Source organism: Aquabacter sp. L1I39 (assembly GCF_017742835.1).
GTDB lineage: Bacteria > Pseudomonadota > Alphaproteobacteria > Rhizobiales > Xanthobacteraceae > L1I39.
Genome location: NZ_CP072392.1, coordinates 2892399 through 2917198 on the forward strand (window position 1 = coordinate 2892399; position 24800 = coordinate 2917198).

The window sequence follows — 24800 nt, forward strand, 5'->3', positions numbered from 1 at the left end:
GGGGCAGGGGAATCCGTTGGGTCTCGGCGGCAGACGAATCCCTGCCTTGCCCCCGGCGCGCCGCTGCGGCTGGCGAGAAGATGGTCGTGTCTTCACTTTCCGGGGCTTGTGCGCCCGTGGTCATGCCCGATCAGCCCCAGCAAATGACGCAGGTTTGGCGTGGAGCTGTTGCATTCGCATGACGGTGCGGCGGCGCGCCCGCATCCGCGCTCACCGGCGGATGGCCCACAATGCCAGGGTGGCGTCCGGGAAGTCGCCAGCCAAGTGTACGGCAATACCACCCGTGGTTGCCATCTGACGCCAAAGGGGACTGTCTGCTTCCAATTCAAAGTAAACAGCGCCGGCAAGATAGGGGATCTGGCGCGGCGCCACCGCCAGTGGCTGAACCCGGATCCCGGGGAGCTGAACGTTAACCAGTTCCCGAATCTGTTCCACCGGACCGATCTTTACCAAGGCCGGCAAGGACCGTCGGATGGTCTCGCCCGGCAGGCTCGCCTTCACCACCAGCACGAACACGGCGCTCGCCACCAGGCTGCGGTCAGGAATGGTGCCGACCCGGATGCCATAGCGGCGGTCCTCAAGCGGAATCTGCACGGCGCGTTGTTCAAGCACCATGCTCAGCGAGCGACGCAAATCATTGAGCACCGCGGCAAAAGGGGTTTCCAGGTCATCATGCCGGTAGCTTGGGAAGTCCATGGGCCGCTTATGTGCCGCGGTGAAGGTCGACAATTCTCCGGCCAGAGCCAGGAAGGAACAGAAGAGCCGCTCGGGATGAAGCGTTTTGATACTGGCGAGATGGACCAGTTCGGGTTCCACGCGGTTGATCATCTGCAGCATGAGAAAATCGGCAATCTCCGCGACCGCGTGGCCGCTGGAGCCGCTGACCCGTGGCGCGAGGGCTTGGCCGCGATGGCGCAGCATGGCGGTGACTTCCGTCAAGGCGCCGGTGAGCACCTTTGAGACCGAGGCGTTCAGGCAAGGTTCGATATAGTCGGGATCGAGAATGATGCGCTGGTCCGCGGTAACTTCGGCAATCCGCGCAATGCCCAGGCACTGAAACCCGGCCCGATCCTCGTGCTCCAGCATCAGGCTGAGCCGAAGCCGGGCCGTACGCACCTGCGCCACGGCCTGCGACCCGGCAATGGCGTCCATCACCTCCTGGTCTTCGGCCCTGTAGCGAGCGGTCGACTGGATCTGGCCGCCCATGTCCACTTCCGGCGCGCCGCGCAGAACAAGCGGAACGCACAGATAGACGATGCTGTTGGTGAGGGCGATGGGTGGGATGAGCGGCGCGGGATGGGGATCGTCCTCGGGTACGCAGAAGGGGGTTCCGTCCTCGAAGACACCCTCGCAGCGGTCGAGTGCCAGCTTGCCGAGCCCCAGCAACTCACGGTTCAGCACGAGGCTCCGCAGGCCCCAAGCATAGGGCGCCATGGCATCGGTGCGTTGGCGCACCAAGCGTTCCACGTACCGGTCCTGTTGCTGGAAATGCTGGGCCTTGAGGAACATGCCCTCGGACCACACCATCTTGCTGTGGTTGCTCATGGCGCGATCTCTCCCTCGGCCGCTCGGTCGATTCCGGTCGGATGCGCCGTGTCTCGACCCTCAGTTCCGGCCGAGGACCGCGACAAGCGCGCCGCAATAGTTGCGGACAGGCTCGCAAGCCTGAGCGAGGTCCAGCCGTGATCGCCGGCCTGCAGGCGGCAAAGTATGGCGTCCGGCGGCCCCTGGAACAGCTCAGCGCCTTCTTCGCCCGAAGCGCAGGCGATACGTGCCAGGGCTTCGATCAGGGCCAACGTGAGCGCGTGCACATCGCCCGCCGGCTCATGCCCATCCTGCAGCGGCGCGGGTGGGGACACCGGGATGTGCTTCAGTTCCGCATCCCAGTCATCCGGGATCACCTGGGGTGAAACTCGGCTCGGTACGAAGGCCTCGTGCTCCGATGGCACATGGTCGTGCGGTGTCACCGGCGCCGCCGAGCGGGTCGCGCCCGTTTCCGAGGAGCCTGTGGAGTGCAACCACGGCGGCGGTTCCGTCACGCGCGGTACGAATGGAAAACCGGAGGACATGGGCAGAACAGGCGCTGCGCTCGCCGCCGCCGGCACTGGGTCCAGCGTGGGGACGATACCGGACACTCCCTTTCGCGGCGGTAGCACGCCGCGCAAGGGGTCGCGGTCCTGGTCATGGGCCTCGCCGAGCGCCACCGTCACCTCAACACCGGCCAGATGGAGAACATCCCCGTCGCCCAGCAATGCGGAATTCCCCCGGCCGAGGGGGCGTTCCGCGTCATTGATGACGAGGCCGTTCACCGAGGTGTCGATGACGGTGAAAAGACCACCAGAGGCCATAATGGTGCAATGGTGGCGGGAGATGAGGCGCTCGGGATCGGCGATGATCCAGTCATTATCCGCGTCCCGACCGATGCGCAGACGGCCATCCCGAAGGGTCCGGATGCGATCGTCCGGCGCGAGGTCGGATGGGCCGATGACGGTGAGGGTCAGGACCGCCATCATGGGCGCTCCCCAATCTCGACCAGTCCACTGCCTCCATTGGCGATGTCGAAGCCGATGGTGAGCGCGGTGTCATGGCGCGCGGCGATGTCGCGGGCGGGTCCCGGCACGCAGCTCAGGATTACGGAGGCCCCCACCGCACTGCCGGTCAGCGCATCGCCAGGAGGGATGACCAGGGCGGTTTCGGGTGGAGCAAGGCTCCCACCGGACCAATAGACGCCAAGCGCCGCATAGGCGGCTGCGGTGGAAAAGTCGAGGACCTGCGCCGGCGCATAGGCCGCGCGCCGCTTGGCATCGCCGGGCTCGTAGACCCAGGACTCGACAGCGGCCCAGCAATCCTCTTCTTCCGGTCGGGTCATCGGCGTTGGAAAGTGCCGGGCGACGGCACAGGCCCACCACACCGCCTCGCGGCGGGGCAGGGAGACAGCCAGGTAGCGGATCGCGGCGACCCGCTCTCCCGCTTCCACCAAGGCGATAAAAAGATCCGACGCGGACCGGCGGGGCATGAAAAGGGGCTGCACATCGTCATCCGGCGGCAGCACCGCAGCCAATTGCGCGGCGGTGGCGAAGCGCAGCTTGGGAAGCAGGGCGACGCGTTGGATCTGCTCCATGGCCATTCCTAGTTCAGCGTCACCAGGCCGCCCTGGACCTGGACGGTGCCGTCGCCATTCACTTTCACCATGGGCGCACCAAGCTGGAGCTTGGCATCAGCCGTGATGGTGATCTGGGTCGCCTTCAGCGTCATGCCGCTCTGGTTGATGGTGAGCGAATTGCCGCCAACTTTAAGGGTGATGGACTGGGCTGCCTTAAGGGTGATGGAGCCGCCATCGCAGGTGGTGCTCGCATTGCCAGACCCGAGCGAGAGTGAATGGTTGCCGCTGCTCACTGTCGTGCTGACATTGCCCTTGGATACGGTCAGGCTGTCATTGCCCTGCGAGACGGTGACGGAGCGGTTGCCCTTGGACACCGTGACGCTTTCATTGCCTTCTTGGATGGTCTCGGTGCGGTTGTTCTTGATGGTCAGCGTCTGATCGTGCTGCACGGTCAATGTGTCGTCATTCTCCACCTCACGGGTGAAGTCCTTCTGAGCGTGCACGTAGACCAGCTCCGCCCCCTTCTTGTCCTCAAACCGCAGTTCGTTGAAGGTGGCAGCACTGCCTTGGCTCGACGACCGGGTCTTGATGCCGCTCTGGGTCTTGTTGTCGGGCAACGTATAGGGGGGCAAATTCTGTCCGTTGGGGACGCAGCCCACGATCAGGGGCCGGTCGGGGGCGCCATCCAGGAACACCACCACCACTTCCATTCCAACCCGCGGGATGAAATGGGTGCCAAACCCGGGTCCCGAGAGCATCTGCGCCACGCGGACCCAGCAGGAGCTCTGGTCGTCTTTCTTCCCTAGCCGATCCCAGAAGAACTGCACTCGGACACGACCATACTTGTCGCAATAGATCTCTTCCCCGGAGGGCCCCACCACGAGGGCCGTCTGCGGACCAGGAATGAGAGGGCGGATGGGAAGGCCCGGCGGCCGCAAGGCGACGGTCGAGGGGACGGCAGCGAAAGTGTTGGTATAGGAAATGACGTTGTCCTGATTGCCAAGATGGGAAACATCGGCGGCGCGATGGTCCACCGCACTCAAGACATAGGTCTTGTTCTCCTCCGCTGACACTTCGTGGTCCGACAGGGTGAAGCGCATGCCGGGAGCAAACTGCGGCAAAGTGGATTGGCCTTCGGCTTCACCATAGCCGGCCTCTATGGCTTCCATGCGCGTGCGCGAGCGAGAGGTTCCGTCGCCCTTCTGGTCATAGCCGCCCGGATAGTCGAACACTTCCCAGCCCTTGAAGGCGGCATTGTCCAGGACGGTGCTGGTGGAGGCCGTCAGATCAGACGTGGGCTGCTCGAAATTATAGTCCCGCAACGTGGTCTTGCCGGAACGAAAGGAGGAGCGTTGCTGGAACGATTGCACAGCAAGCGTCAGCCCGCTCTCGGGGGGCGCATGCTGCACCTTGGTGGCGAGGACGTCGCCGTAGCCTGAAACACTGTCCGACAGGATGAGGGTATGCTTGCCTTCGGCATGTTGGAAATAAAAGTAGATGCCTTCCTCGGCGCAGATACGCGCAAGGAAGTCGAAGTCGCTTTCCCGGTACTGGACGCAATAGTCCCGGGAGGGATGGCTGCTGGAGAGAGCCTTTGTCTGGTAGTCGGAAATCCCGCCTTCCGAGAGCAGGGTTTGCGCGATCTGAACCACGCTTTGGTGCTGGAAAACGCGGCAATCCACCGTACGGGTCAACAACCAGAGCCTGGGCGACAGCACGGCCTCATAGTGGCGAAGACCATCCACAGTGCGCGCTCCGGCGCTGAAAGCAGAGACAATCCCATTTATGGGCCGCGGGCTGGAGGAGGGCAGGTTCAGCATCACCGTGACGGGCTTGCCGAGCAATTGGGCGGCCGTGATGCCCGCATTTGCGGACACCAGTGACAGCTTGAACCGGAACAGGTCCGATATCGCCTCCCGCCCCTCAATGGCCGTCGCCAGGAGCACATCGCCGCCAAGCGGGGTCGTCAGCGTGATCAGGCGTCCGGTCTGGACCGGAGGTGTGGCAGAACTCATGGTGACGGCAAACCTTCATTGCCAAAGTGGCTGAACCTTTGAACAAACGTATGACAGACGGTGGATCGCCCGCCCTTCTCCCGGGCACAACGCCATGCGCCCCACCCTCGGGGGCCATGAGGCACCAGAGGGCAGGGCAAACGCGCTTGGGCGAACGGCTGGTCTCGATCAGGCCGACTTGGTGGTGGCCAGGTCGTACGACACAGTGACCGGGGTGCCGGCCTTGTTGTCATCGCCATAGGGCGTGAACTTGAACTCGAGCTTGGTGAAGGAGATCGACACGGACTCCGTCGGGCGGTCGCCGGAGGTGGAGACCGAGTAGGAGGAGATCAGGGCGTTGGTCAGCGTGTAGGTCACATAGGTCACGCCGGGGCTGCCGGTGCTGACGAGATCGATCTTGACGGTCTTGCCGGCATTGCCGGTGCAGGACTCGTTGAACAGCTTGGGCGAGGCGGCGTCGAACATCTTGACGATGGACACTTCGCTCACGGACGGCTCGGAAGCCTCGCGATTGTTCGTGGAGCCCGACGGGGTGGCGATGGCGCGGCCCACGCCCCAGGACAGGGACAGGACGTCGATCCACTTCTGGTGGTCCTGGTGGGTCGCCTCGCCCTGAATACCATCATAATTCAGATAGATAGCCATAGTTCATGCTCCAGGTTCGGCGGACCCCCGCCATTCGGGATGCCGCTAATGGGTGTCTGCTGGGAAGACGAAGGTGCTGTCCGCGTGCGCCCCTGGCTCTCCTGCCGAGGCGTGGACGCTGACGGAGTTTTCCCGAGCGGCGCTGGGACTGACCGCGCCAGTCAGTGGCTTCCAGGTCTCATTGAGGGCGGGGGCGGCGGATCCGCAGACGTCCCCCGTCGCTTCGTTGAGGTGCCCATGTGCTTGCGTCGTGCTTAAGGTCTGCGCCGGCTGGACGACCGTTTCGATGGCCTGACCTTGCCACGTTTGGTTCCCGCTCCGGCCCGAGCCGGGGATGGGTTCAGGCGATGACGGGGAGGCGAGGGCGCCCGTGCTGAGGTCGTTCGACTTGTCCCTGATTGCCTCACGCATCTGCGACATACAGGCGGCGCTCTCGTAGGATTTGAGGGTGGCCATCCTCGATGCCTTTCAGTCCAGATGTGCATTCGCACCCGATTGTTTGCGAAAATGCGAAAGACAACGTTGGGCAGCGTCGTTCAGACTGGCGGACTGCGTCGGATTGATTGTGTCTTGCAGTCGCAAGATGGGGTCAGTCGAAGTGTTATCGCGTTTGGATGACGGCCGAATAACGAGTTACATGCCTCAACCCTCTTTCTTGTAGGCCATCCCCTGGCAGCGATAATGCATGTGGGAGCGCTCGTGCAGGCGCACGCGCCAGACGATATCCTGTGGTGGAACTGCGGGCCGGAGAGGGCTGGGGTACGGGCTGAAGGCTGCGGCCACCAGGGCCGGCAGGTCAGCCTCGTCCTGCCAGGCTGCGGCGGGGGTCGCGTGGGGGGCCCAGTCGAAGGGCGTGGCAAGAAACATATGCCCCCCCGGCGCAAGGATCCGGTTCGCCTCCTGCACGGCGCCAGTTGGAGACGACACGCAATCGAGGAGATTGAGCGCCATGACGCGTCGAAAGGTGCCTGCGGCGAAGGGAAGGTTCAGCGCGTCGGCCACCCAGAAGTCCGCACGGCCTTCGGTGTCGAGCGGGGCTGACAAAATCCGCGGCTCGTAGCGATTGCCGATCCGCCGGTGGGGATAGCGTGCAACCCCTTGGCCGATGACACCCCGCGCGATCTTCAGCAGGGGCCAGTTGAGATCGATGCCGAGCACGAGGTCCAAGGTCCTGTCCGCCAGGTCGAAACTCGTCCGGCCTGCGGCACATCCCAGGTCGAGTGACGGCCCGCTGGCCGGGGGCAGCGCGTCGAGCAAATCGGCCGCCATCCGCCTCACCCCGCCGGGCGCGGTGTGCTCGCAGCCTGAGGCTGGGTCGAGGTCGCCATAATGCTCATAGCCATAGCTGGCCGCCTGCTGGCGGACCACGGCAAACGCGGTGTCGGGTCCCAGTGCGCGTGCAAGCAGGCCATCCACGCCCGCGTGATAGACATCGCTCTGAAGAACCAAATGCAGGTTCGATGCGAGCCAAGAGGAAAGGTCGGCCAGCAGGATCGGCGCCCCCTGGAGGATCGGATAGGTGGCCTGGCATTCCGGTGAGGGGCAGGCCAACAGGCCGGTCTCGACGTCGTCCTCGCGCATCACAGGATCGATGAGCGTCAGCGGGCGGACCTCGCCGCGCGCGCCGCAGACGGGGCAGACCGGCTTCAGTGTATGAAAATGACGCAGCCGCATCGGTCAGCCGCCGATCATCACGGTGGGACAGCCCGGTGGAAGCACCGTTCCACTGGGGCTGGGAATGGGGGCGACGCAACTGGCATGGAGGGTGCTGTCGCCCACCCGCGCCGCTGGCAGCTTGCCGATGAGCACCGTGGCCGAGCCCTTCAGGATCATGCCGGGTCCCGCCGGCACGCACCCGCCCAGCATGCAAGGCATGGTGGTGTCCGTCATGCGCGCTGCCGGCATCTTGCCGATGAGCACCGTGGGGCAGCCCTTCATGATGGGCAGTGGCATGGCAGGATGGGGGACCGGAGCAGGTACCGGGGCGGGGGGATGGATGGGGGCGTGGCAGTGGGGTGCCGCTTGCAGCACCTTGTCGCCGAGACGGGCTGCGGGAGGCATCAGTGAATGTCGAAGGTGAAGCCATCCGGCCCGAGGCCAACATGGATGGCGTCGATGGATTGACCGTTGGCCATGCGCTCCAGAACCCGGGACGACAGGTCGGGGAGCAGGCTGCGCGAGAGAATGTTCTCGATGTTGCGAGCGCCGGACGCGCTTTCCGTGCAGCGCTCCGCTATGGCTTCCAGCAATGTCGGCTCGAAGGAAAAGTCGGCCCCATAGGCTTCCCTCACGCGCCTGCCGATGCGGTCGAGCTGCAGGACCACGATTTTGCGGAGCACGCCTTCGCTCAGCGGCAGGTAGGGCACCAGCGTGACGCGACCGAGAAAGGCGGCCTTGTAGTGTTTGCTCAGTTCCGGCCGCAGAGCCTCGGCCAGGACCGCAGGTTCGGGAGCGGTGAACGGATCCGCGCACAGGCGGGCGATCTGGTCGGAGGCTGCATTGGAAGTCATGAGGATGATGGTGTTCTTGAAGTCCACGTCCCGGCCTTCGCCGTCCTTCATGTGGCCCTTGTCGAACACTTGGAAGAAGACGTCCTGCACGCCCGGATGGGCCTTTTCCATCTCGTCCAGCAGGATCACCGAATAGGGCCGCCGGCGCACCGCCTCGGTCAGGATGCCCCCTTCGCCGTAGCCCACATAGCCGGGAGGGCTTCCCATGAGAAGGCTGACCTTATGCTCCTCCTTGAACTCCGACATGTTGATGGTGGTCAGGTTCTGCGAGCCGCCATAAAGCAGTTCGGCGAGGGTGAGCGCCGTCTCCGTCTTGCCGACGCCCGAAGGTCCCACCATCAGGAAGACGCCCAGGGGCTTGCGCGGATCGGTCAAGCCGGCCCGCGAGGTGCGGATGGCTTGCGCTACGGCGGCTATGGCGTGGGATTGGCCGACGATCCGTTGTTCCATACGCTCTTGAAGGGCAAGGACGGTGTGGATTTCGTCCGAGCGCATCCGGCCTGCGGGAATGCCGGTCCAATTCTGCACCACCTCGGCGATGGCCTGGCCATCCACCAGTGGATGCACCATGGGCTCCTCGCCCTGTAGGGCAGCAAGGGCCGCGCGGGTGGCCGTGAACTCCTCCGTCAGGCCCTCCGGCGCCGGCTCCTCCGCAGTGGCGCCTTCCACTTCCTTGCGCAGCCCGGAAAGCTGCTCGACGAGCGTGCGTTCCTCCTCCCAACGCGTGGTCAGGGCGTCGCGCTCGGCGGCCAGGCGCGCCTGCTCCTCTTCCAACGCTGCCCGACGTGCGGTGTGGTCGAGGCCGGTGGCGCTCTCGCGTGCCAGAAGCGTCAGTTCGTCGCCGATCAGGTCAAGGCGCCGCACTCGGTCTTCCACCGCGGTGGGAATGGTGGTCTGGCTCACCGCGACGCGTGCGCAGGCGGTATCGAGAAGGGACACCCCCTTGTCGGGCAACTGCCGCGCAGGAATATACCGGGCTGACAGGCGCACCGCCTCGGTGACCGCTTCGTCCAGGATCCGCACCTTGTGATAGGCCTCAAGGGTAGGAACGAGGCCGCGCAGCATGGCGGCCGCCACCGGCTCGCTCGGCTCTTCCACCTTCACCACCTGAAAGCGGCGGACCAGCGCGGCGTCCTTTTCGAAATACTTCTTGTACTCCGCCCAAGTGGTGGCGGCGATGGTGCGCAGCTCGCCACGGGCGAGCGCCGGCTTCAGCAGGTTGGCGGCATCACCCTGGCCGGCGGTGCCCCCCGCACCGATTAGAGTATGTGCTTCGTCAATGAACAGGATCACCGGGTTGGGACTGGCCTTCACAGCGTCGATCACTGCGCGCAGACGGGCTTCAAATTCCCCCTTCACGCCGGCGCCGGCTTGAAGGAGCCCCAGGTCGAGGGAGCGCAGCGTCACGTTGCGCAGAGCGGGCGGCACATCGCCGGAAGCGATGCGCAACGCAAACCCCTCCACCACGGCAGTCTTTCCAACGCCCGCCTCCCCCGTGAGGATCGGGTTGTTCTGCCGGCGGCGGATAAGGATGTCGACGATCTGCCGGATCTCGTCGTCGCGGCCGAGGATGGTGTCGATGCGCCCATCGCGCGCTTGCGCGGTCATGTCGACGGTGAATCGCGCCAGAGGATCACCGCCCGCGCCGCCCTGTACGCCCGGGCTCGTCGTGTCCGTGCCAGCGGGCGAAGCCAAGGCCATGTCGGCTTCGCGCGATTTCGCCGTGAGCGCGGGGAAATCCCGCTTCAATGCATCAGGAGAGAGACTGCGCAGCGGGGGCGCCATGTCGGTGGTGCGGGGTGCGAGGCGCTCATCGGCAAGCAAGGCGAGCAACAAATGGCCGCTGCGAATCTGCGCCTGCCCAGCATCGATGGAGGCCAGGAACCAGGCCTGCTTCACCTGCTCGATCACATCGGGCGACAAGCCGGGAGCGCGGCCGTTGCCGGTGCGCAGTCGGTCCAGAGCCCGGGTCAGGTCTTGGGAGAGGCGGCCCAAGTCGAGGCCGGAGCGCGTGAGCATGAGCGCCAGGTCGCAGCGCTCCTCCTCCACCAGCTTCAGCAGCCAGTGCTCCAGCTCCACATTGTAGTTTGTGCGCATCAGGGCCAATCCCGCCGCGCCCTCCAATGCCGTGCGGCAGAGCGGATCGAGCCGCGCCATCAAGGCCTTGAGGTCGACGGACGCCATGCAACGCTCCCCCTTCGGTCGGCGCCCGGGCGCGCCGAAACGGGCCGCAATTGGGCCCCTTTCCGAGAACCTTAGGGACATTGCACGAGAACAATGTGTCGGCCCTCCCCCCTGGCGGAAAACCTTGAGCCACAAGGCCTTTCAGGTCTTTTCGATGAGGCTTGTCGCGCCGCTGTCACAGATTGCGTGGTTTAAGCCGCGAAGGCGTCCGGCGCTGGACGCGAGACGGCCCTACCCCGCACCCCCTTCCTCAAAGTCTCAAGGCTGCGTTCGCCATGTTTCTTCGCCGCCCGATCGCGGCTTCTGCTCAATTGCCCCGGGCGCCCTCCCGCCGGACGTTCATTCTTGCGGCTGCGACGTTGCTGGGCGGGTGCGGAGCAGCTCCTCCGCCCCGGCAGACCACGCTTGGCATGCGCATTCTGGTGGATAGCGACTCAAATCGCGGTCCCAACGGCCAGCCGCTACCCATTCTGGTCCGGCTTTATGCGCTGAGGTCTGATATGGATTTCCAGCAGACTGACTTTCTCACCCTTTTCAATGCCGAGGCCCAGGCTTTGGGCCAAAGCCTTGTGAGCCGTAAGGAATTCGTCATCCCGCCCGGCGGCACCGAGGTCTATGTGGACAATTTGCCGACCGAGGCCGCCTTCATCGGGGTGATGGCCGCATTTCGCAGCATTGATCAAGCCCAATGGCGTGCCATTGCGCCGCTGCAGCCAGGGGTCGTCAACGATCTGCAGGTGAATGTGGTGGACTTGCAGGTGGTCGCTCAGGTTGTTCGGGTGGGACCGAAGCCCTTCGCGTTACCGATCTAAAACGTTCCAGCCCATCAGGGAAGCGTTTCTTCTCTATATCTTATTGTTTTAAAAGAACTTTCGTCGCGCCCGCCGGTTGTCACGCCGCTCCGATAGGCCGTGGACGCACGCGCCCTTCTTCGTCAGCCGGCCGATTACCGGCTGGGCGCGGTGAGATCCCTCTCATCGGCCGCCTCAATATAAGCGAGCACATGGCGCAAGCCCTCCACATAGGGGGCTTGCGGCTCGATGGCGGCGAGCACGCCCGCGCTGCCGAGGCGCACCAGATCCTCGGTGAGCGGCAGCACGGTGGCGACCGGGGTACGGAAGGCATTTGTGATCTGGTCCGCCAGTGCGCCATAGTCGGCGCCGGACAGCACTTTGTTCAACACCAGAAGCAATTGCGGCACCTCCAGGCGCCGGGCGAGCTCCAGGGTCACCGCCGTGCCCTGATAGTCCTGGTGATCCGGCCGGAGAACCAGCAGCAGGCAGTCGGAAATTGCGATGGAGAGCAGTGTCTCCTCATTGACGCCGGGGTGGGTATCGATGAGCAGGAAGTCCAGATCCAGGCGCTCGCACAGACCCTGTATGCCCTCGTTGAGCAGGTCGACCGGATAGCCTTCCTTGAGGATGCGCGCGATCTCGCCCGTGCGCATGGAGGAGGGCACCAGGAAGACCTGGCCGGCTGGCGGGGCGCCCTTGGGCAGGGCCTGGGCCGTCACATCGAGGGTTGCCTCCTCAACCGCGCACCGCCCCCACAGGAAGTCGTTGAGGGTGGTGGTCACCATGCGTGGCTCGATGCCGAACAGAACATGGATGCCGGGAGAATGGATGTCGGTGTCGATGATGCCGACCCGATGGCCGTTCTGGGCGAGCAGGGCGGCGAGGTTCGCGGTGATGTTCGACTTGCCGGTGCCGCCGCGATAGGAGTGCGTGGAGATGATGCGCGTCATGTCTCTGCGTCCGGTTCGCCCTTATGGCGGGCCCGCATCAGGCGGGCGCGGCTCTGCAGGTCCCGGAAATAATCGGTATCGGCGATTTCTCCAACTTCCCGGCGGAACTGCTTGCGGTCGATGTCGATGCGCAGCTTCTGCACATGGGCGGAAAGCTGGGCATTCTCCTGTGTGAGGCGGCTGTTGGCGGCCTCCAGCTCCCGCTGGAGGGTGCGAAGGTCCTCGATCAGCCCGGACAGGCGCATTTCGCGCGCCTCCACCTGCACCAGCATAAAGCCGAAGGCTTCCGCCAATTGGTGGATGGTGGGGGAGGCGTCCTCGGCGGTGGTGAGGGCGAACAGATCCTCGGTGTGCTTGTAATTGCCGTGGGCGATTTCTCGGCACACGCGCTCCAGGCGCTCAAGCGGGTCTGCGGACAGCGGACGGCGCGTGGCCATGTCCTTGGGAAGGAGGTCGCGGCTCATGGGGCCACCTGCGGCGCGAAGATGGTGACAGCAGTGGCATCATCCTGCGTTCCCGCATCCAGGGCTTCGGTCACGATGCGGTCGGCGAGATTTTCCCCCCGCGCGGCGATGAGGTCCCGAAGCAGGCTCGCGGGGAGCACGTTGAAGACGCCGTCCGAGCACAGAAGGAGCGTGTCGCCCGGCGCGAAAGGGACAGTGACGCGATCGAGCTTCAGGCGGGGAGCGGAGCCCACCGCCCGCGTCAGCACGGTGCGGCTGGTGCCAGCTGCGCCGAACGGGATCTTCTCCACATGGTCCGTCGTCAACAGATAGAGCGCGCCTTCGTGGTGGAGATAGATGCGCGAATCGCCCGCCCACAGGCAGGCGGCGCGGTCGTGTCCCACCAGGACGAGGGCGATGGTCGACCCCATGGTGAAAGGGGGCGCTGCGCGGCAGCCGGTCTCGTAGAGGCTGCGGTTGGTCCGAAGCACGGCATCCTCCGCCAGGCGCACCTGCTGCTCGAAGGGCAGGCTCGTTCCGGTGGCCTCGTCCTCAAGCGCCTGCACGATGGAGCGGCTGGCCCAGTCTCCGTTGGGCAGTCCGCCGATGCCGTCGGCAACCGCGAACACGCCGGCCCGAGGCGCCGCCAGAAAGGCGTCCTGGTTCCGGGTGCGCGCGGCACCCTGGCAACTGGAGGAGGACACGGTCAGGTGGGCAAGAGCCGGCATAAGGCTTCCGGTGGCTGGGCGCAGCGCCGATTCTGCGCGAGAATATCCGCCATTCTGGGTGGTGAACGTGTCGGCATCAATTCAGAAGCGCGACAGAGCCGCAAAGTCCCTTTGCAAACAGGACCGACCGGCGGCCCTGCGCCCCGGGGTCTCGACGGGGCGCCCGCGGGATGCTTTGGTGCCCCGGACTGACCGTTGCCCCCGAAGCCGGACCTCGACCATGCGCATCTATCTCGACCTCCTGCAGCGCCTCCTTGATGAGGGCGTGGTGAAGGGCGACCGCACCGGCACCGGCACGCGTTCCCTGTTCGGCTACCAGATGCGCTTCGACCTGTCGGAAGGCTTTCCGCTCGTCACCACCAAGCGGCTGCACCTGAAGTCCATCATCCATGAATTGCTGTGGTTCCTCGCCGGCGACACCAATGTGCGCTACCTGCAGGAGAACGGCGTCACCATCTGGGACGAATGGGCGGACGCGCGGGGCGAGCTCGGCCCGGTCTATGGCCATCAATGGCGGTCCTGGCCGACGCCGGAAGGCGGAGTGATCGACCAGATCGCCCATCTGGTGAGCGACATCCGCCGCAATCCCGATTCGCGCCGGCTTATCGTCACCGCCTGGAACCCGTCGGACGTCCCGCGCATGGCGCTTCCGCCGTGCCACTGCCTGTTCCAATTCTACGTGGCCGAGGGGCGGCTGTCCTGCCAGCTCTACCAGCGCTCGGCCGATGTGTTCCTGGGCGTGCCCTTCAACATCGCCTCCTACGCGCTGCTCACCCACATGGTGGCGCAGGTGACGGGCCTTCAGCCTGGCGACTTCGTCCACACGCTGGGCGATGCCCACCTTTATCTCAACCATGTGGAGCAGGCCGAGCTTCAGCTCTCCCGCGCGCCCCGTCCCCTGCCCAAGCTGGTGCTGAACCCGGATGTGACCGACCTGTTCGCCTTCCGCTACGAGGACATCCGTTTCGAGAATTACGACCCCCATCCTGCCATCAAGGCCCCCGTGGCCGTGTGAGGCCTCACGCCATCGTGCATGACGGGTGCGTAATTCCGGCGTCGCGGGCACCGTATGGTGGGCATGGTCCACCGCGGATGCACTGAATGACCTTGCTGCCCTCGTCCCTGGTTTTTGAACGCAACGGCCGCCTGAGCCTTGAGAAGAGCGCCGCCCTCATCGGCGTGTTCCTCCCGCTCGCCTGGCTCGGCTGGCGCGTGGCGGTTTGGGATTTCGGCGCCCGGCCGGTGTCCGAGGCCATTCACTTCACGGGTCTGTGGGCGATCCGCTTCTTGCTCCTGAGCCTTGCTGTCACGCCGGTACGCCGGCTGTTTCATTGGCCGAAGCTCGTCCTCGCGCGCCGCCCCATAGGGCTCGCCGCGCTGGCCTATGCCCTCCTGCACCTCGTGCTTTATGCCGCCGACCAGGGGTGGGATCTGGGGCGCGTGGCCAGCGAGATCGTGCTGCGCTTCTATCTCACTATTGGGGCCCTTGCGCTCCTGATGCTGATGGCGCTGGGCGCGACCTCGTTCAATGCCGCCATCCGGGCCATGGGCGGCAAGCGCTGGAACGCGCTGCACGCCAGTGTCTATGGCATCGCCATCGTCGCCATGGCCCACTTTTTCATCCAGTCACGGCTGGATGTCACCGAGCCCGTGATGATGACCGGGCTCTTGGCCCTGCTGCTCGGCTATCGGCTGGTCTTCTGGCGCTTGCGGGTGCTGGGGCCGCTCGGCTTCGCCATCCTGTCGCTTGTGGCGGGGGGCTTCACCGCGCTGGTCGAAGTGGCCTGGTATGGGCTGGCCACCGGCATCGATCCCTGGCTGGTGGCGGGTGCCAATCTTGATCCGGCAGGGGGACTTTCGCCGGCTTGGTGGGTGGCGGGAATCGGCCTTCTGGTCGCCGCCGCCGCGCAGGCGCGCCATTGGATCGCACCGCCCAAGCCGAACAAGGCGGGGGGCAAGGCCGCCGGCAAATCGGACGGCGCCGCACGGATCTCCCCGGCGCGGGGGTGAGTCAGGCCTCGCCCGTATATTCTGCCAGGAACACGCCGGCATCGGCCTGCCGCTCTGGCCCGTGAAAGCTCAAGGCCCGCCGCACCGCCTTTTCCTCCCGCCGCACCAGCATGGGCAAGGGCGGTGGCACGAGGCCTTCGTCCTGTGCCTCCTGCCCCGATTTGCGGTCGAAGGGATGGCGGCCCGTCAGCAGCAGGTGGACGATGCAGCCCAGCGCATAGACATCGTCGGAGGGCGTGAGCGGTTCGTTGCGCAGCCGTTCGGGGCTGGCATAGGCGGGGGTGAGCGCGCCAAGGGCCGCGGCATCGAAATCCAGCGCCTGGGCGGTGGAGGAAATGCCGAAATCCAGGATCTTCAGCCGCCCGTCTTTGCACAAAAAGAGGTTGGCGAGCTTCAGGTCCGCGTGGATCACGCCCCGGCCATGGGCGAAGGCGACCCCCGCGCTCATCTGGAGGATGGCGTCGCGGGCAAGCCCGCTGCCGGGGAAATGGGGCCGCTCATAGATCACCGCGTCGAGGGCGGCGCCGTCCAGGAGCTCCATCACGATGAAGGCATGGCGGCCGTCGCGGTCGAAATCGTGCACGTGGAGAATGGTGGGGTGGGTGAGTTGCTGGGTGCGCCGGGCTTCCGCCTCCATGGTGCGCAAGGCATCGGGATGGGAGGAGAAGTCCTCGTTCAGCAGCTTGATGGCCACATAGGGGTCGGGTGCCCCCGCCTCCAGGCGCCGCCGGTCCACGGCGCGGAACACCACGCCCATGCCGCCGCGCCCCAACTCCTTGTCGAGCACGAAGCGGTCGCGCAGCATCAGGCCGACGAGGGCCTCCGGCGTCGGACCGGACGGCAACGCCAGGCTGCGCCGCTGGCCTGCGACCGCCGCCTTGGCGTCCTTTCGGAGCCGTAGACTGCGAAAGGTGGAGAGGCTCGCGTCCAATTCGTCGGGCTTGTCGGAAGGGGCCGAGCGGCGGCCGGAGCGCAGGGGCTTGAAGCGATCAACCAGGGCGGAAATGATGGCTGTATCCACCGTCTGGTCGGCACTCTTGCGTGCCTTGTCCCCTGCGGGCGCCCCGCCGGTTCGCTCGGTCACCAGCCGCCCCACCTCGCGCAGCAAGCTCTCGGCCATGTCGAAGGGCAGATAGCGGTCGTCCGCATAACGCTGGAGGCGCTGGGCGAGGTGATCGAGGTCCGCCGTCGCCTGGCAGGCGCTCGCCAGTTCCCGCGCCAGTTGGTCGAAGGTGCGCCGACCGGCGAGGAAGGCGGTCAGGGCCACGTCCATATATGCGTTCTGCGCCATCACCGAGCCCGACCGCCGGAAAGGGGCGCACCTTAGAGCCGGCGGGGGCGCAATTGAAGGGGCGGACGCGAGGTTCCGCCCGCCCCGACGTCTCAGCTGGGCAGAAGGCCGCCGGAGGCAAAGCCCCCATCCACGCAGATGGTCTCGCCCGTCACGAAGGACGACTTGGTCTCGTCCAGCAGGAAGGCGATGGCGCCGGACACTTCCCGCGGTTGCGCGTAGCGGCGCAGCGGTACGGTGCGCATCCAGGCCTCGCGGGCCTCCTTGGTGTGCACCTCCTTCACCAGGGGCGTCTCGATGGGGCCGGGAGCGACGCCGTTGACGCGGATCCCATAGGCGGCGAATTCAACCGCCAGGATCTTGGTGAGCGTCAGCACGCCGCCCTTGGATGACCCATAGGCGGCACGCCCCATATTGCCCCGCATGCCGGACACGGAGGCGATGTTGACGATGGAGCCGCCGCCATGGGCCTTCATGACCTTGGCGGCCTCGCGGGCGACGAGGAAGGTGCCAACCAGGTTCACGTCAAGGATCTTGCGGAACATCTCGACCGAGGTTTCCAGTGCCGGCACGTCCTTGGCAATGCCGGCCGAATTCACCACGCCCCAGAGCGGGCCGAATGTGTCGTCCGTGGTGGCGACGAGATCGGCGACGGCGGTCTCCTCCGAAATGTCCACCTCCGCGAAACGCACCTGGTCGCCATAGGCCGTGAAGGCCTCGCGGGCGCGGGCGATGGCGCCGGGGGCGAGATCCGCGGCCACCACGCGCCAGCCTTCCTTCAGGAGGTCTTCTACCACCGCAAGTCCGATACCCGAGGCACCGCCCGTGACGATCACGCTGCCAGTCTTGGACACTCGCTTCTCCCTTTGGTTTTGATGAAGTCGGGCGGCGGCCTCAGGCCGCCGGCTCCTTCGCGCCTTCAAGCGGCAGCGCGCCGCGGGCTTCCAGCTCTTCGCGCACCATCTTCTTGGTGATCTTGCCGTAGGCGGATTTGGGCAGCGCCTCCCAGAAGAAGACGCGCTTGGGCAGCTTGTAGCGGGACACCTTGCCGTCCAGGAACGCGAGGATGTCCCTCTCGCTCACCGGAGCGCCCGGGCGGGCGACGCAGACAGCGACACCCACTTCGCCCCACATGGGGTCGGGCACGCCGAGAATGGCCACCTCGACGAGGTCCGGATGCTGGAGCGCCTTCTCCTCCACCTCCCGCGGATAGACGTTCGAGCCGCCCGATATGTACATGTCGGAGGCGCGGCCGGTGATGTAGACGAAGCCCTGCTCGTCCATGTGGCCGAGGTCGCCGGTGCGGAACCAGCCATTGCGAAAGGCCTTCGCATTGGCGTCCGGGTTGTTGTAATAGCCCGCGAACACCGCCACGCCCGCCGCGCAGATTTCGCCGGTCTCGAACGGGGCCACTTCCCGCCCGGTGTCGTCCTGGATCTGGACCATCATGCCGGTGCGCTCGAAGCCGCAGGTGCCGAGCTTCACATGCGGGCCGTCTTCCGGCTCGTGCAAGGCTGGGGGCAGGACGGTGATGTTGCCGGTGACCTCGCCCAGGCCGAAATACTGGACCAGCACCTTGCCGAGCTTGGCCAGCGCCCGCTTCTGGTCCTCGCGATACATGGGCGCGCCGGCATAGATGACGTAGCGCAGCGAGGAATGATCGTAGCTGTCGACGGAGGGGTGCTCGGCCAAGAGCTTGGTGATGGTGGGCACGGTGAAAAGGTTCGTCACCCGCCAGCGCTCCACCAGCCGCCAGGCTTCCGCTACGTCGAATTTCTCCGATGGCAGGAGGATGGTCTTCACCGCCCGTGCCACCTGGCAGAGCTGGTGCACGCCGGCTCCGTGGGAGAGGGGCGCCACCACCAGGGAAGCATCCTCATGGGTGGTGCCCGGCATCAGGTCGCACAGATGGTTGGTGATGACGAAGCCCATCTGGCCATGGGTCAGCACCGCCGCCTTCGGACGTCCGGTGGTGCCGGAGGTGAAGAAGAACCAGCAGGGATCGTCATGCTCCACATCCGCCACCGACACCTTCTCGCCCATATGGGCGGCGACGAGGGCGTTGTACTCGTCGCCAAAATCGGTGGAGCCGATGCCGATCACGGAGGCGATGGCCGGGGACTGGGCGCGGGCGACCTTCACATGCTCCGGGAAATCGCCATGGCAGATCATGGCGATGGCGCCGGACGCCTGCGCCAGATAGGCCACTTCGTCCGGGGTCTGGCGGAAATTGGTGGGCACCCACACCGCGCCGATGCGGAAGGCGGCGAACATGGATTCGAACATCTCCAGGCAGTTCTTGGACTGCACCAGGATTCGATCGCCTTTGCCGATGCCCCGCTTCACGAGCGCTGCCGCCATGGCATCCACGCGGGCGTCCATCTGTGCCCAGGTGGTCTCGGATGAACCGTGGACGAAGCCGATTTCCTGCGGGAAGCGGCGGGCCGCCTGCCGCAGGACGTGGGCGAGGTTCATGACCCGCTTGGAGCAGGGCACGAGCCCGCCCTTGGGAGCAGACGCGCCGCTCACTTCTGGCGCTCCAGGATGGAGACGTAATTGGCGACAGCCGCGCCGCCCATGTTGAAGACGCCGGCGATCGAGGCGTCCTTCACCTGCATGTCGCCGGCCTCGCCCATGAGCTGCATGGCGCTCAGCACATGCATGGAGACGCCGGTGGCGCCGATGGGATGGCCCTTGGCCTTGAGGCCGCCCGAGACATTGACCGGCAGCCGGCCATCCTTCTGCGTGATGCCCTCGCGCACCACCTTGTAGCCCTCGCCGGGCTTGGCGAGGCCCATGGCCTCATATTCCAGCATCTCGGCGATGGTGAAGCAGTCGTGGGTCTCCACCAGAGAGAGGTCATCAAGGCTGAGCCCCGACTGCTCCAGCGCCTGCGCCCACGCCTGGCGGGCGCCGGCAAAGGCGATGGGGTCGCGGCGGGAGAGGGGGAGGATGTCGTTGCGATGGGCGCGGGCGCGGAAGCCGATGGCGCGCTTCATGTCGGCGGCGGTCTCAGCATCGGCGATCACCAGGGCGGCGGCGCCATCGGAGACCAGCGAGCAGTCGGTGCGGCGCAGCGGGCCGGCCACCAGCGGATTCTTGTCCGAGACGGTGTTGCAGAAGTCGAAGCCGAGGTCCTTGCGGATCTGGGCGAAGGGGTTTGAGACGCCGTTGCAGTGGTTCTTGGCGGCGATCTGCGCCAGCTCTTCCGAGCGGTCGCCATAGCGCTGGAAATAGGTCTGGGCGATGCGGCCGAACACGCCGGCAAAGCCACCCTCGATGTCCGCCTCTTCCTTGCGATAGGAGGCGTTGAGCAGGATGTCGCCCACCTCCGCATTGGGCTTGGCGGTCATCTTCTCGGCGCCCACCACCAAGGCGATGCGGCCCCGGCCGGATTCGACGAAGTCCAAAGCGGAGAAGATGGCGGCCGAGCCGGTGGCGCAGGCATTTTCCAGCCGCGTTGCGGGGGTGTGGGCGAGGCGCTCGTCGGCGAGTGCCACCAGGGCGCCCTGGAAGTCCTGCTTCTGGAAGCCGCCGTTGAAGACGCCCACATAAATGCCGTCCACATCCTGCGGCTCGACGCCGGCATGCTCCAGCGCCGCCATGGACACGCGCGCCATCAGCGCCTCGGTGTCGGCATCCTCAAGCTTTCCGAACGGGGAATGGGCATAGCCCACGATTGCTGCGCGCGTCATGGTCTCACCTTCTGAAGGGGGCGGGGCGCCTGGCGCCCGGTGCGGGGGAGGGGGGTAGAGCGGGACGGGCTGCCCTGGGGCGCTGCCGTCGGATGGGAAAGGGACTGCGTCAGCAGCGCCGATTCGCGCTTCAACAGGGGAATGAGCTCGGAATGGCGGCTCTCGGGCAGGCGGCTTTCCACCGCGGCGATGGAGAGCGCGCCCACCGCGCGCCCGTCCGCGCCAACCACGGCCACGCCGACGCCCCAGGAGCCGGCCATGACCAGGCCGGGATTGAAGGCGTAGCCGCGAAGCCGTGTATCGGCCACCAGCGCACGCAGGCGCTCGGGCGAATAGGCCGGATAGTGCTGCGCCAGCACCTCGCCATTCGTTACGATGATGCGTTCCACCTCCGCGTCCGGGAGGCTCGAGAGGAGGGCAAGGCTGCCCGCCCCGACGCCCAGCGGATGCCGGTCACCCGCCTGGAGCACATGGGTGCGCAGCGGAAATGGTCCCTCCTCCCGATGGAGGCACACCGAATAGGTGTCGCGGGGAACGGAGAGGAAGACGGTGTCGCCGGTCTCGCGGGCAAGGCGCGCCAGCCCATCGAGCGACAAGGCGTGAATGCCGAAGCGCGCGGAGGCCAGGGTCCCTAGGATAAAGGCCTCAGGGCCGATATGATACCGGCGTGATACCTCGTCCTGGTCCAGAAGACCTGAACGAACGAGGGCCAAAAGAACACGCCGTGCCGTCGGCTTGGGGAGGCGGGATTGAACCACCAGATCGGACAGCCGCGCGCCGGCGGTGCCCGCACGGCCAACCATCAGCAGGAGCGCGATGGCGCGCTCGATGCTTTGCGTGCCGCCACTGGACGGATCGTCACCCACGCGGGACCCTCGTTTCTCCCCAGATCCAGCATATGGACCTGAATTGTTGTTGTATCCGGCTCATGATGCCAGTAATTGCAACGACCATAGCCCCCTTGCCTTGAACCAGCAAGTGGGTCAGCATGAGTGTTACAAACAATGGGTCCATATGATGGACCTGAAAATATGGGAACGCCGGTCCGTCCCGGACCACAAGACTGGAGGAGCATGACATGTCGTTGAGCCGTCGCGCGTTGTTGAAGGCGGGTGCCGCGGGTGCGCTGGTGGGTGGCGTTTGCGCGCCGTTCGTGGCTCGCGCCCAGAGCGCGGAATTCTCCTACAAGTACGCCAACAACCTGCCCGTCACCCACCCCATGAACGTGCGGGCGAACGAGATGGCGGAGGCCATCAAGCAGCAGACCAATGGCCGCGTGGAGATCAAGATCTTCCCGTCGAGCCAGCTCGGTGGCGACACCGACATGCTGAGCCAGCTGCGCTCCGGCGGCGTGGAATTCTTCACCCTCTCGCCGCTGATCCTCTCGACCCTGGTGCCCAACGCCTCGGTCAGCGGCATCGGCTTCGCCTTCCCGGACTACGACACCGTGTGGAAGGCCATGGATGGCGAGCTCGGAACCTATGTGCGCGGGCAGATCGCCAAGTCCGGCATCGTGGCCATGGACAAGATCTGGGACAACGGCTTCCGCCAGATCACCACCTCCACCAAGCCCATTGCCACGGCTGAGGACCTCAAGGGCCTGAAGATCCGCGTGCCGGTGTCTCCGCTGTGGACCTCCATGTTCAAGGCGTTCGAATCCTCGCCCGCCTCCATCAACTTCGCCGAGGTCTACACGGCTCTCCAGACGAAGGTGGTGGACGCGCAGGAAAACCCGCTCGCCATCATCGCCACCGCCAAGCTCTACGAAGTGCAGAAATACTGCTCGCTGACCAACCACATGTGGGACGGCTTCTGGTTCCTGGCCAACCGTCGCGCCTGGGAAGCCCTGCCGGCGGACCTGCGCACCATCGTGGCCAAGAACATCAACGAGGCGGGCGTGAAGGAGCGGGGGGACGTGGCCCAGCTCAATGCCAACCTGCGCAAGGAGCTCACCGACAAGGGTCTCACCTTCAACGAGCCCAAGGTGGATAGCTTCCGCGACAAGCTGCGTTCCGCCGGCTTCTATGCCGAGTGGAAGGGCAAGTATGGCGACGAGGCCTGGACCATCCTCGAAAAATACGCCGGCAAGCTCTGAACCCGCGCGGGGCGCCCCAGGGCGCCCCGACATCCGCCGGGGGACGTTTCCCCCGACATTTGCGCGCCCAGATATTGACCAAAGGGCATTCCGTAAGGACGGGGCAGCACTGCCATGGCTTCCGCATTCGATGAAACCTCCATGCCCGTGCTCGCGGAGACCGATGAGCCGCGCCGAGGTTCACCCTTTCTCAAGCCGGTGGAGTGGATCGCGGCAGCCCTTTTGGTGACCGTGGTCAGCCTGCTGCTGGTGGGGGCGCTCTCGCGCTATCTGTTCTCCCTGCCCGTGGTGTGGATCGACGAGGCAGCCTCCATCTCCTTCCTCTGGCTGGCGATGCTCGGCTCGGTCATCGCGCTCGACCGCAACGAGCATCTGCGCCTGACGCTGTTCCTGCACGCCTTGCCGGAACGCTGGCAGCGTTTCGTGGACACCTTCGCCCTCCTGGTGGTGGCAGCCTTCCTTCTGGCGCTGGTCTATCCCGCCTACGACTACATGGTCGAGGAATGGTTCGTGACATCCCCGGCCCTCAACATTCCCAACAGCTTCCGCGTGGCCGCCCTGCCGGTGGGCATCTGCATCATGGCGGCGATCGCGGTGGCACGGGCGGTGCGGCGGGCCCATGTGGTGGATATCGCGGCCTCGCTTGCCATCATTGCCGGCCTGTTCGTGGTGCTGTGGTTTTCCGCGCCCAGCCTGATCCGTGCCGGCAACATCACCATCGTCCTGTTCCTCGTGGTGTTCGTGGCGGGCGCTTTGGCGGCGGGCGTTCCCATCGCCTTTTGCTTCGGCGTTGGCACCCTGAGCTATCTCGCCTTCGCCACCCGGGTCCCCATTTTCGTGATGATCGGCCGCATGGACGAGGGTATGTCCGGCCTCATCCTGCTGTCGGTGCCGGTGTTCGTGCTGCTGGGCTGCGTTCTCGATGCAACAGGCATGGGCAAGGCCATCGTGGATTTCCTCGCCTCCATTCTCGGCCATGTGCGGGCGGGCATGTCCTATGTGCTGCTCGGCTCGCTTTTCGTGGTCTCCGGCATTTCCGGCTCCAAGGTGTCGGACATGGCGACCGTCGCCCCGGCCCTGTTCCCGGAAATGAAGCGGCGCGGGCACAGCCCGCGGGAGATGATCGCGCTCCTGGCGACAGGGGCCGCCATGGCGGACACGGTGCCGCCCTCCATCGTGCTGATCGTGCTCGGCTCCGTGGCGGGCGTGTCCATCGCCGCGCTGTTCACCTCTGGCTTCGTGGTGGCCATGGTGCTGCTGGCGGTTCTCGCCGCGCTCGCCCGCATCAAGGCTCGCAACGAGGACATGCACGGTGTGAAGCGCGCACCGGGCAAGCTGGTGCTGCGTACGGCCCTGGTGGCGGCTCCCGCGCTCGTCCTGCCCTTCCTCATCCGCAGCGCGGTATCGGGGGGCGTCGCCACCGCGACCGAGGTGTCGACCATCGCCGTAGTCTATGCGCTTTTCGTCGGCATCGTGCTCTATGGCGGCATTTCGCTGCGCACCTTCTACGGCATGCTGGTGGAGACCGCCGCGCTCACCGGCGCCATCCTGATGATTCTCGGCACCGCCGTCTCCATGGCCTGGGCCATCACTCAAGCAGGCATTGCGCAGGAGCTGGCCACCTTCATGGCGTCCCTGCCGGGCGGGTGGATCACCTTCCTCGCCTTCTCGGTGGTGCTGTTCCTGGTGTTGGGCTGCGTGCTGGAGGGGCTGCCGGCCATCGTCCTCATGGCGCCGCTGATGTACCCGATCGCGCGCAAGCTCGGCATCAACGACGTGCACTATTCCATGGTGATCGTCACCGCGATGAATATCGGCCTGATGACGCCCCCCATCGGCATCGGCTTCTATCTCGCCTGCAAGATCGGCAACGTCTCGCCGGACGAAGCCATCGGGGCCATTTGGCCCTATCTGGTAGCGCTGTTTGTCGGCCTCCTCGTGATCGCCGCCGTGCCGTGGCTGTCCATCGGCTACCTCTGACAGGCCGGGCGAGAGGCGCATAAAGGAAGCGTTAAGAGTGATCCGGAGCGGCTCTTCCAAAGGGACGGCCCGGCCGCTATTGGCAAAAGCGTGGCGGCTGCGGTTCAGGCCGGATAGCGGGCTGTCCTGCCTCCCTGGCTCCATCCAAGGTGAATTGCCCTTGGGTGAGTGGGTGTTGCGAGAGTGTGGCAAACCCGCGCCAGCACACGTTTCATTACAGCATGTTAACCATGGCCACAGGCTTGCCGCATTTTTGCCCCGTTCCATGTCACTCTTGTGTTCATTCGGACGGTGCCGTGCCATATTGGCAACGGTCCTTGAGTCGCCGGGTGCTGCGGCATCGGAGACAAAACTGGA

21 protein-coding genes are annotated in these 24800 nt (G+C 65.6%); 5 read left to right on the forward strand and 16 right to left on the reverse strand.

Annotated elements, in window-relative coordinates; translation table 11 throughout:
- Positions 1-210: 210 nt before the first annotated feature.
- From tssK to tssH, 8 genes are all read right to left on the reverse strand, one after another.
- Positions 211-1545, reverse strand: coding sequence for a type VI secretion system baseplate subunit TssK (gene tssK / locus J5J86_RS12860; RefSeq protein ID WP_209098530.1), 1335 nt, complete (start codon positions 1543-1545; stop codon positions 211-213).
- The gene (locus tag J5J86_RS12865) at positions 1542-2513 is read right to left on the reverse strand and encodes an FHA domain-containing protein (protein WP_209098531.1); all 972 of its coding nucleotides are present in this window, start codon (positions 2511-2513) and stop codon (positions 1542-1544) included. Before J5J86_RS12865 ends, tssK begins: the two co-directional genes overlap by 4 nt.
- Positions 2510-3121 (reverse strand): DUF6931 family protein, encoded by a 612-nt coding sequence (locus J5J86_RS12870; RefSeq protein WP_209098534.1) that lies wholly within the window; start codon positions 3119-3121, stop codon positions 2510-2512. Before J5J86_RS12870 ends, J5J86_RS12865 begins: the two co-directional genes overlap by 4 nt.
- 8 nt (positions 3122-3129) lie before the next feature.
- Positions 3130-5118 (reverse strand): type VI secretion system Vgr family protein, encoded by a 1989-nt coding sequence (locus tag J5J86_RS12875; RefSeq protein ID WP_209098535.1) that lies wholly within the window; start codon positions 5116-5118, stop codon positions 3130-3132.
- A 168-nt stretch (positions 5119-5286) separates the two neighbouring features.
- Positions 5287-5763, reverse strand: a complete 477-nt coding sequence (locus tag J5J86_RS12880; RefSeq protein ID WP_209098537.1) for an Hcp family type VI secretion system effector — start codon at positions 5761-5763, stop codon at positions 5287-5289.
- Between the two features lie 642 nt (positions 5764-6405).
- Positions 6406-7437 carry a methyltransferase domain-containing protein gene (locus J5J86_RS12885; protein ID WP_209098540.1) on the reverse strand — a complete coding sequence of 344 codons (1032 nt, stop codon included), beginning with the start codon at positions 7435-7437 and terminating at the stop codon, positions 6406-6408.
- Positions 7438-7440: 3 nt separating this feature from the next.
- A complete protein-coding gene (locus J5J86_RS12890) occupies positions 7441-7824 on the reverse strand; it encodes a PAAR domain-containing protein (RefSeq protein WP_209098541.1) in 384 nt (127 codons plus the stop codon).
- Complete coding sequence (gene tssH / locus J5J86_RS12895) at positions 7824-10457, reverse strand: type VI secretion system ATPase TssH (RefSeq protein ID WP_209098542.1); 2634 nt, start codon at positions 10455-10457, stop codon at positions 7824-7826. Before tssH ends, J5J86_RS12890 begins: the two co-directional genes overlap by 1 nt.
- Positions 10458-10732: 275 nt before the next feature.
- Between tssH and tssJ the strand changes: the two genes are divergently transcribed.
- Positions 10733-11269 carry a type VI secretion system lipoprotein TssJ gene (gene tssJ, locus J5J86_RS12900; RefSeq protein ID WP_209098543.1) on the forward strand — a complete coding sequence of 179 codons (537 nt, stop codon included), beginning with the start codon at positions 10733-10735 and terminating at the stop codon, positions 11267-11269.
- Between the two features lie 134 nt (positions 11270-11403).
- On the opposite strand, the gene J5J86_RS12905 is transcribed toward tssJ, so the two are convergent.
- The 3 genes from J5J86_RS12905 to J5J86_RS12915 are packed head-to-tail and all read right to left on the reverse strand — an operon-like array spanning position 11404 to position 13372.
- Positions 11404-12201, reverse strand: a complete 798-nt coding sequence (locus J5J86_RS12905) for a MinD/ParA family ATP-binding protein (protein ID WP_209098544.1) — start codon at positions 12199-12201, stop codon at positions 11404-11406.
- Positions 12198-12665, reverse strand: coding sequence for a hypothetical protein (locus J5J86_RS12910; RefSeq protein WP_209098545.1), 468 nt, complete (start codon positions 12663-12665; stop codon positions 12198-12200). The genes J5J86_RS12905 and J5J86_RS12910 overlap by 4 nt, the downstream gene beginning before the upstream one ends.
- The gene (locus J5J86_RS12915; RefSeq protein WP_209098558.1) at positions 12662-13372 is read right to left on the reverse strand and encodes a PP2C family protein-serine/threonine phosphatase; all 711 of its coding nucleotides are present in this window, start codon (positions 13370-13372) and stop codon (positions 12662-12664) included. The genes J5J86_RS12910 and J5J86_RS12915 overlap by 4 nt, the downstream gene beginning before the upstream one ends.
- Positions 13373-13592: 220 nt before the next feature.
- On the opposite strand from J5J86_RS12915, the gene J5J86_RS12920 reads away from it, so the two are divergent.
- Both J5J86_RS12920 and J5J86_RS12925 read left to right on the forward strand, forming a co-directional pair.
- Positions 13593-14387, forward strand: a complete 795-nt coding sequence (locus J5J86_RS12920; RefSeq protein WP_209098559.1) for a thymidylate synthase — start codon at positions 13593-13595, stop codon at positions 14385-14387.
- 86 nt (positions 14388-14473) lie between these two features.
- Entirely contained in the window at positions 14474-15382 is a 909-nt protein-coding gene (locus J5J86_RS12925) for a sulfite oxidase heme-binding subunit YedZ (protein ID WP_209098560.1), read from the forward strand.
- Between the two features lies 1 nt (position 15383).
- On the opposite strand, the gene J5J86_RS12930 is transcribed toward J5J86_RS12925, so the two are convergent.
- The 5 genes from J5J86_RS12930 to J5J86_RS12950 form a co-directional block, all read right to left on the reverse strand.
- Positions 15384-16673 (reverse strand): serine/threonine-protein kinase, encoded by a 1290-nt coding sequence (locus tag J5J86_RS12930; RefSeq protein ID WP_209098561.1) that lies wholly within the window; start codon positions 16671-16673, stop codon positions 15384-15386.
- 92 nt (positions 16674-16765) lie between these two features.
- On the reverse strand, positions 16766-17527 hold the full coding sequence (locus tag J5J86_RS12935; RefSeq protein WP_209098562.1) for an SDR family NAD(P)-dependent oxidoreductase: 762 nt from the start codon (positions 17525-17527) through the stop codon (positions 16766-16768).
- Between the two features lie 40 nt (positions 17528-17567).
- Complete coding sequence (locus J5J86_RS12940; protein WP_247658512.1) at positions 17568-19148, reverse strand: acyl-CoA synthetase; 1581 nt, start codon at positions 19146-19148, stop codon at positions 17568-17570.
- Between the two features lie 50 nt (positions 19149-19198).
- Positions 19199-20368: an acetyl-CoA acetyltransferase gene (locus tag J5J86_RS12945; RefSeq protein ID WP_209098564.1), complete on the reverse strand. Its 1170-nt coding sequence runs from the start codon at positions 20366-20368 to the stop codon at positions 19199-19201.
- Positions 20365-21234 carry an IclR family transcriptional regulator gene (locus J5J86_RS12950; RefSeq protein ID WP_247657574.1) on the reverse strand — a complete coding sequence of 290 codons (870 nt, stop codon included), beginning with the start codon at positions 21232-21234 and terminating at the stop codon, positions 20365-20367. The genes J5J86_RS12945 and J5J86_RS12950 overlap by 4 nt, the downstream gene beginning before the upstream one ends.
- A 212-nt stretch (positions 21235-21446) precedes the next feature.
- Here J5J86_RS12950 and J5J86_RS12955 point away from each other — a divergent pair, with 212 nt between their 5' ends.
- Both J5J86_RS12955 and J5J86_RS12960 read left to right on the forward strand, forming a co-directional pair.
- Positions 21447-22463 carry a TRAP transporter substrate-binding protein gene (locus J5J86_RS12955; protein ID WP_209098566.1) on the forward strand — a complete coding sequence of 339 codons (1017 nt, stop codon included), beginning with the start codon at positions 21447-21449 and terminating at the stop codon, positions 22461-22463.
- A 114-nt stretch (positions 22464-22577) separates the two neighbouring features.
- Positions 22578-24443 (forward strand): TRAP transporter large permease, encoded by a 1866-nt coding sequence (locus J5J86_RS12960; RefSeq protein ID WP_209098568.1) that lies wholly within the window; start codon positions 22578-22580, stop codon positions 24441-24443.
- Positions 24444-24800: the final 357 nt, after the last annotated feature.

What these genes read in the sequence shown, in the direction of transcription:
- J5J86_RS12930 (WP_209098561.1), bottom strand. Translation starts at nt 16,673, where the DNA reads ATGGCGCAGAACGCATATATGGACGTGGCCCTGACCGCCTTCCTCGCC.
- J5J86_RS12955 (WP_209098566.1), top strand. Translation starts at nt 21,447, where the DNA reads ATGTCGTTGAGCCGTCGCGCGTTGTTGAAGGCGGGTGCCGCGGGTGCG.
- tssK (WP_209098530.1), bottom strand. Translation starts at nt 1,545, where the DNA reads ATGAGCAACCACAGCAAGATGGTGTGGTCCGAGGGCATGTTCCTCAAG.
- J5J86_RS12945 (WP_209098564.1), bottom strand. Translation starts at nt 20,368, where the DNA reads ATGACGCGCGCAGCAATCGTGGGCTATGCCCATTCCCCGTTCGGAAAG.
- J5J86_RS12915 (WP_209098558.1), bottom strand. Translation starts at nt 13,372, where the DNA reads ATGCCGGCTCTTGCCCACCTGACCGTGTCCTCCTCCAGTTGCCAGGGT.
- J5J86_RS12870 (WP_209098534.1), bottom strand. Translation starts at nt 3,121, where the DNA reads ATGGAGCAGATCCAACGCGTCGCCCTGCTTCCCAAGCTGCGCTTCGCC.
- J5J86_RS12875 (WP_209098535.1), bottom strand. Translation starts at nt 5,118, where the DNA reads ATGAGTTCTGCCACACCTCCGGTCCAGACCGGACGCCTGATCACGCTG.
- J5J86_RS12885 (WP_209098540.1), bottom strand. Translation starts at nt 7,437, where the DNA reads ATGCGGCTGCGTCATTTTCATACACTGAAGCCGGTCTGCCCCGTCTGC.
- tssJ (WP_209098543.1), top strand. Translation starts at nt 10,733, where the DNA reads ATGTTTCTTCGCCGCCCGATCGCGGCTTCTGCTCAATTGCCCCGGGCG.
- J5J86_RS12925 (WP_209098560.1), top strand. Translation starts at nt 14,474, where the DNA reads ATGACCTTGCTGCCCTCGTCCCTGGTTTTTGAACGCAACGGCCGCCTG.
- J5J86_RS12940 (WP_247658512.1), bottom strand. Translation starts at nt 19,148, where the DNA reads ATGAACCTCGCCCACGTCCTGCGGCAGGCGGCCCGCCGCTTCCCGCAG.
- J5J86_RS12905 (WP_209098544.1), bottom strand. Translation starts at nt 12,201, where the DNA reads ATGACGCGCATCATCTCCACGCACTCCTATCGCGGCGGCACCGGCAAG.
- J5J86_RS12890 (WP_209098541.1), bottom strand. Translation starts at nt 7,824, where the DNA reads ATGCCTCCCGCAGCCCGTCTCGGCGACAAGGTGCTGCAAGCGGCACCC.
- J5J86_RS12920 (WP_209098559.1), top strand. Translation starts at nt 13,593, where the DNA reads ATGCGCATCTATCTCGACCTCCTGCAGCGCCTCCTTGATGAGGGCGTG.
- tssH (WP_209098542.1), bottom strand. Translation starts at nt 10,457, where the DNA reads ATGGCGTCCGTCGACCTCAAGGCCTTGATGGCGCGGCTCGATCCGCTC.
- J5J86_RS12880 (WP_209098537.1), bottom strand. Translation starts at nt 5,763, where the DNA reads ATGGCTATCTATCTGAATTATGATGGTATTCAGGGCGAGGCGACCCAC.
- J5J86_RS12865 (WP_209098531.1), bottom strand. Translation starts at nt 2,513, where the DNA reads ATGATGGCGGTCCTGACCCTCACCGTCATCGGCCCATCCGACCTCGCG.
- J5J86_RS12960 (WP_209098568.1), top strand. Translation starts at nt 22,578, where the DNA reads ATGGCTTCCGCATTCGATGAAACCTCCATGCCCGTGCTCGCGGAGACC.
- J5J86_RS12910 (WP_209098545.1), bottom strand. Translation starts at nt 12,665, where the DNA reads ATGAGCCGCGACCTCCTTCCCAAGGACATGGCCACGCGCCGTCCGCTG.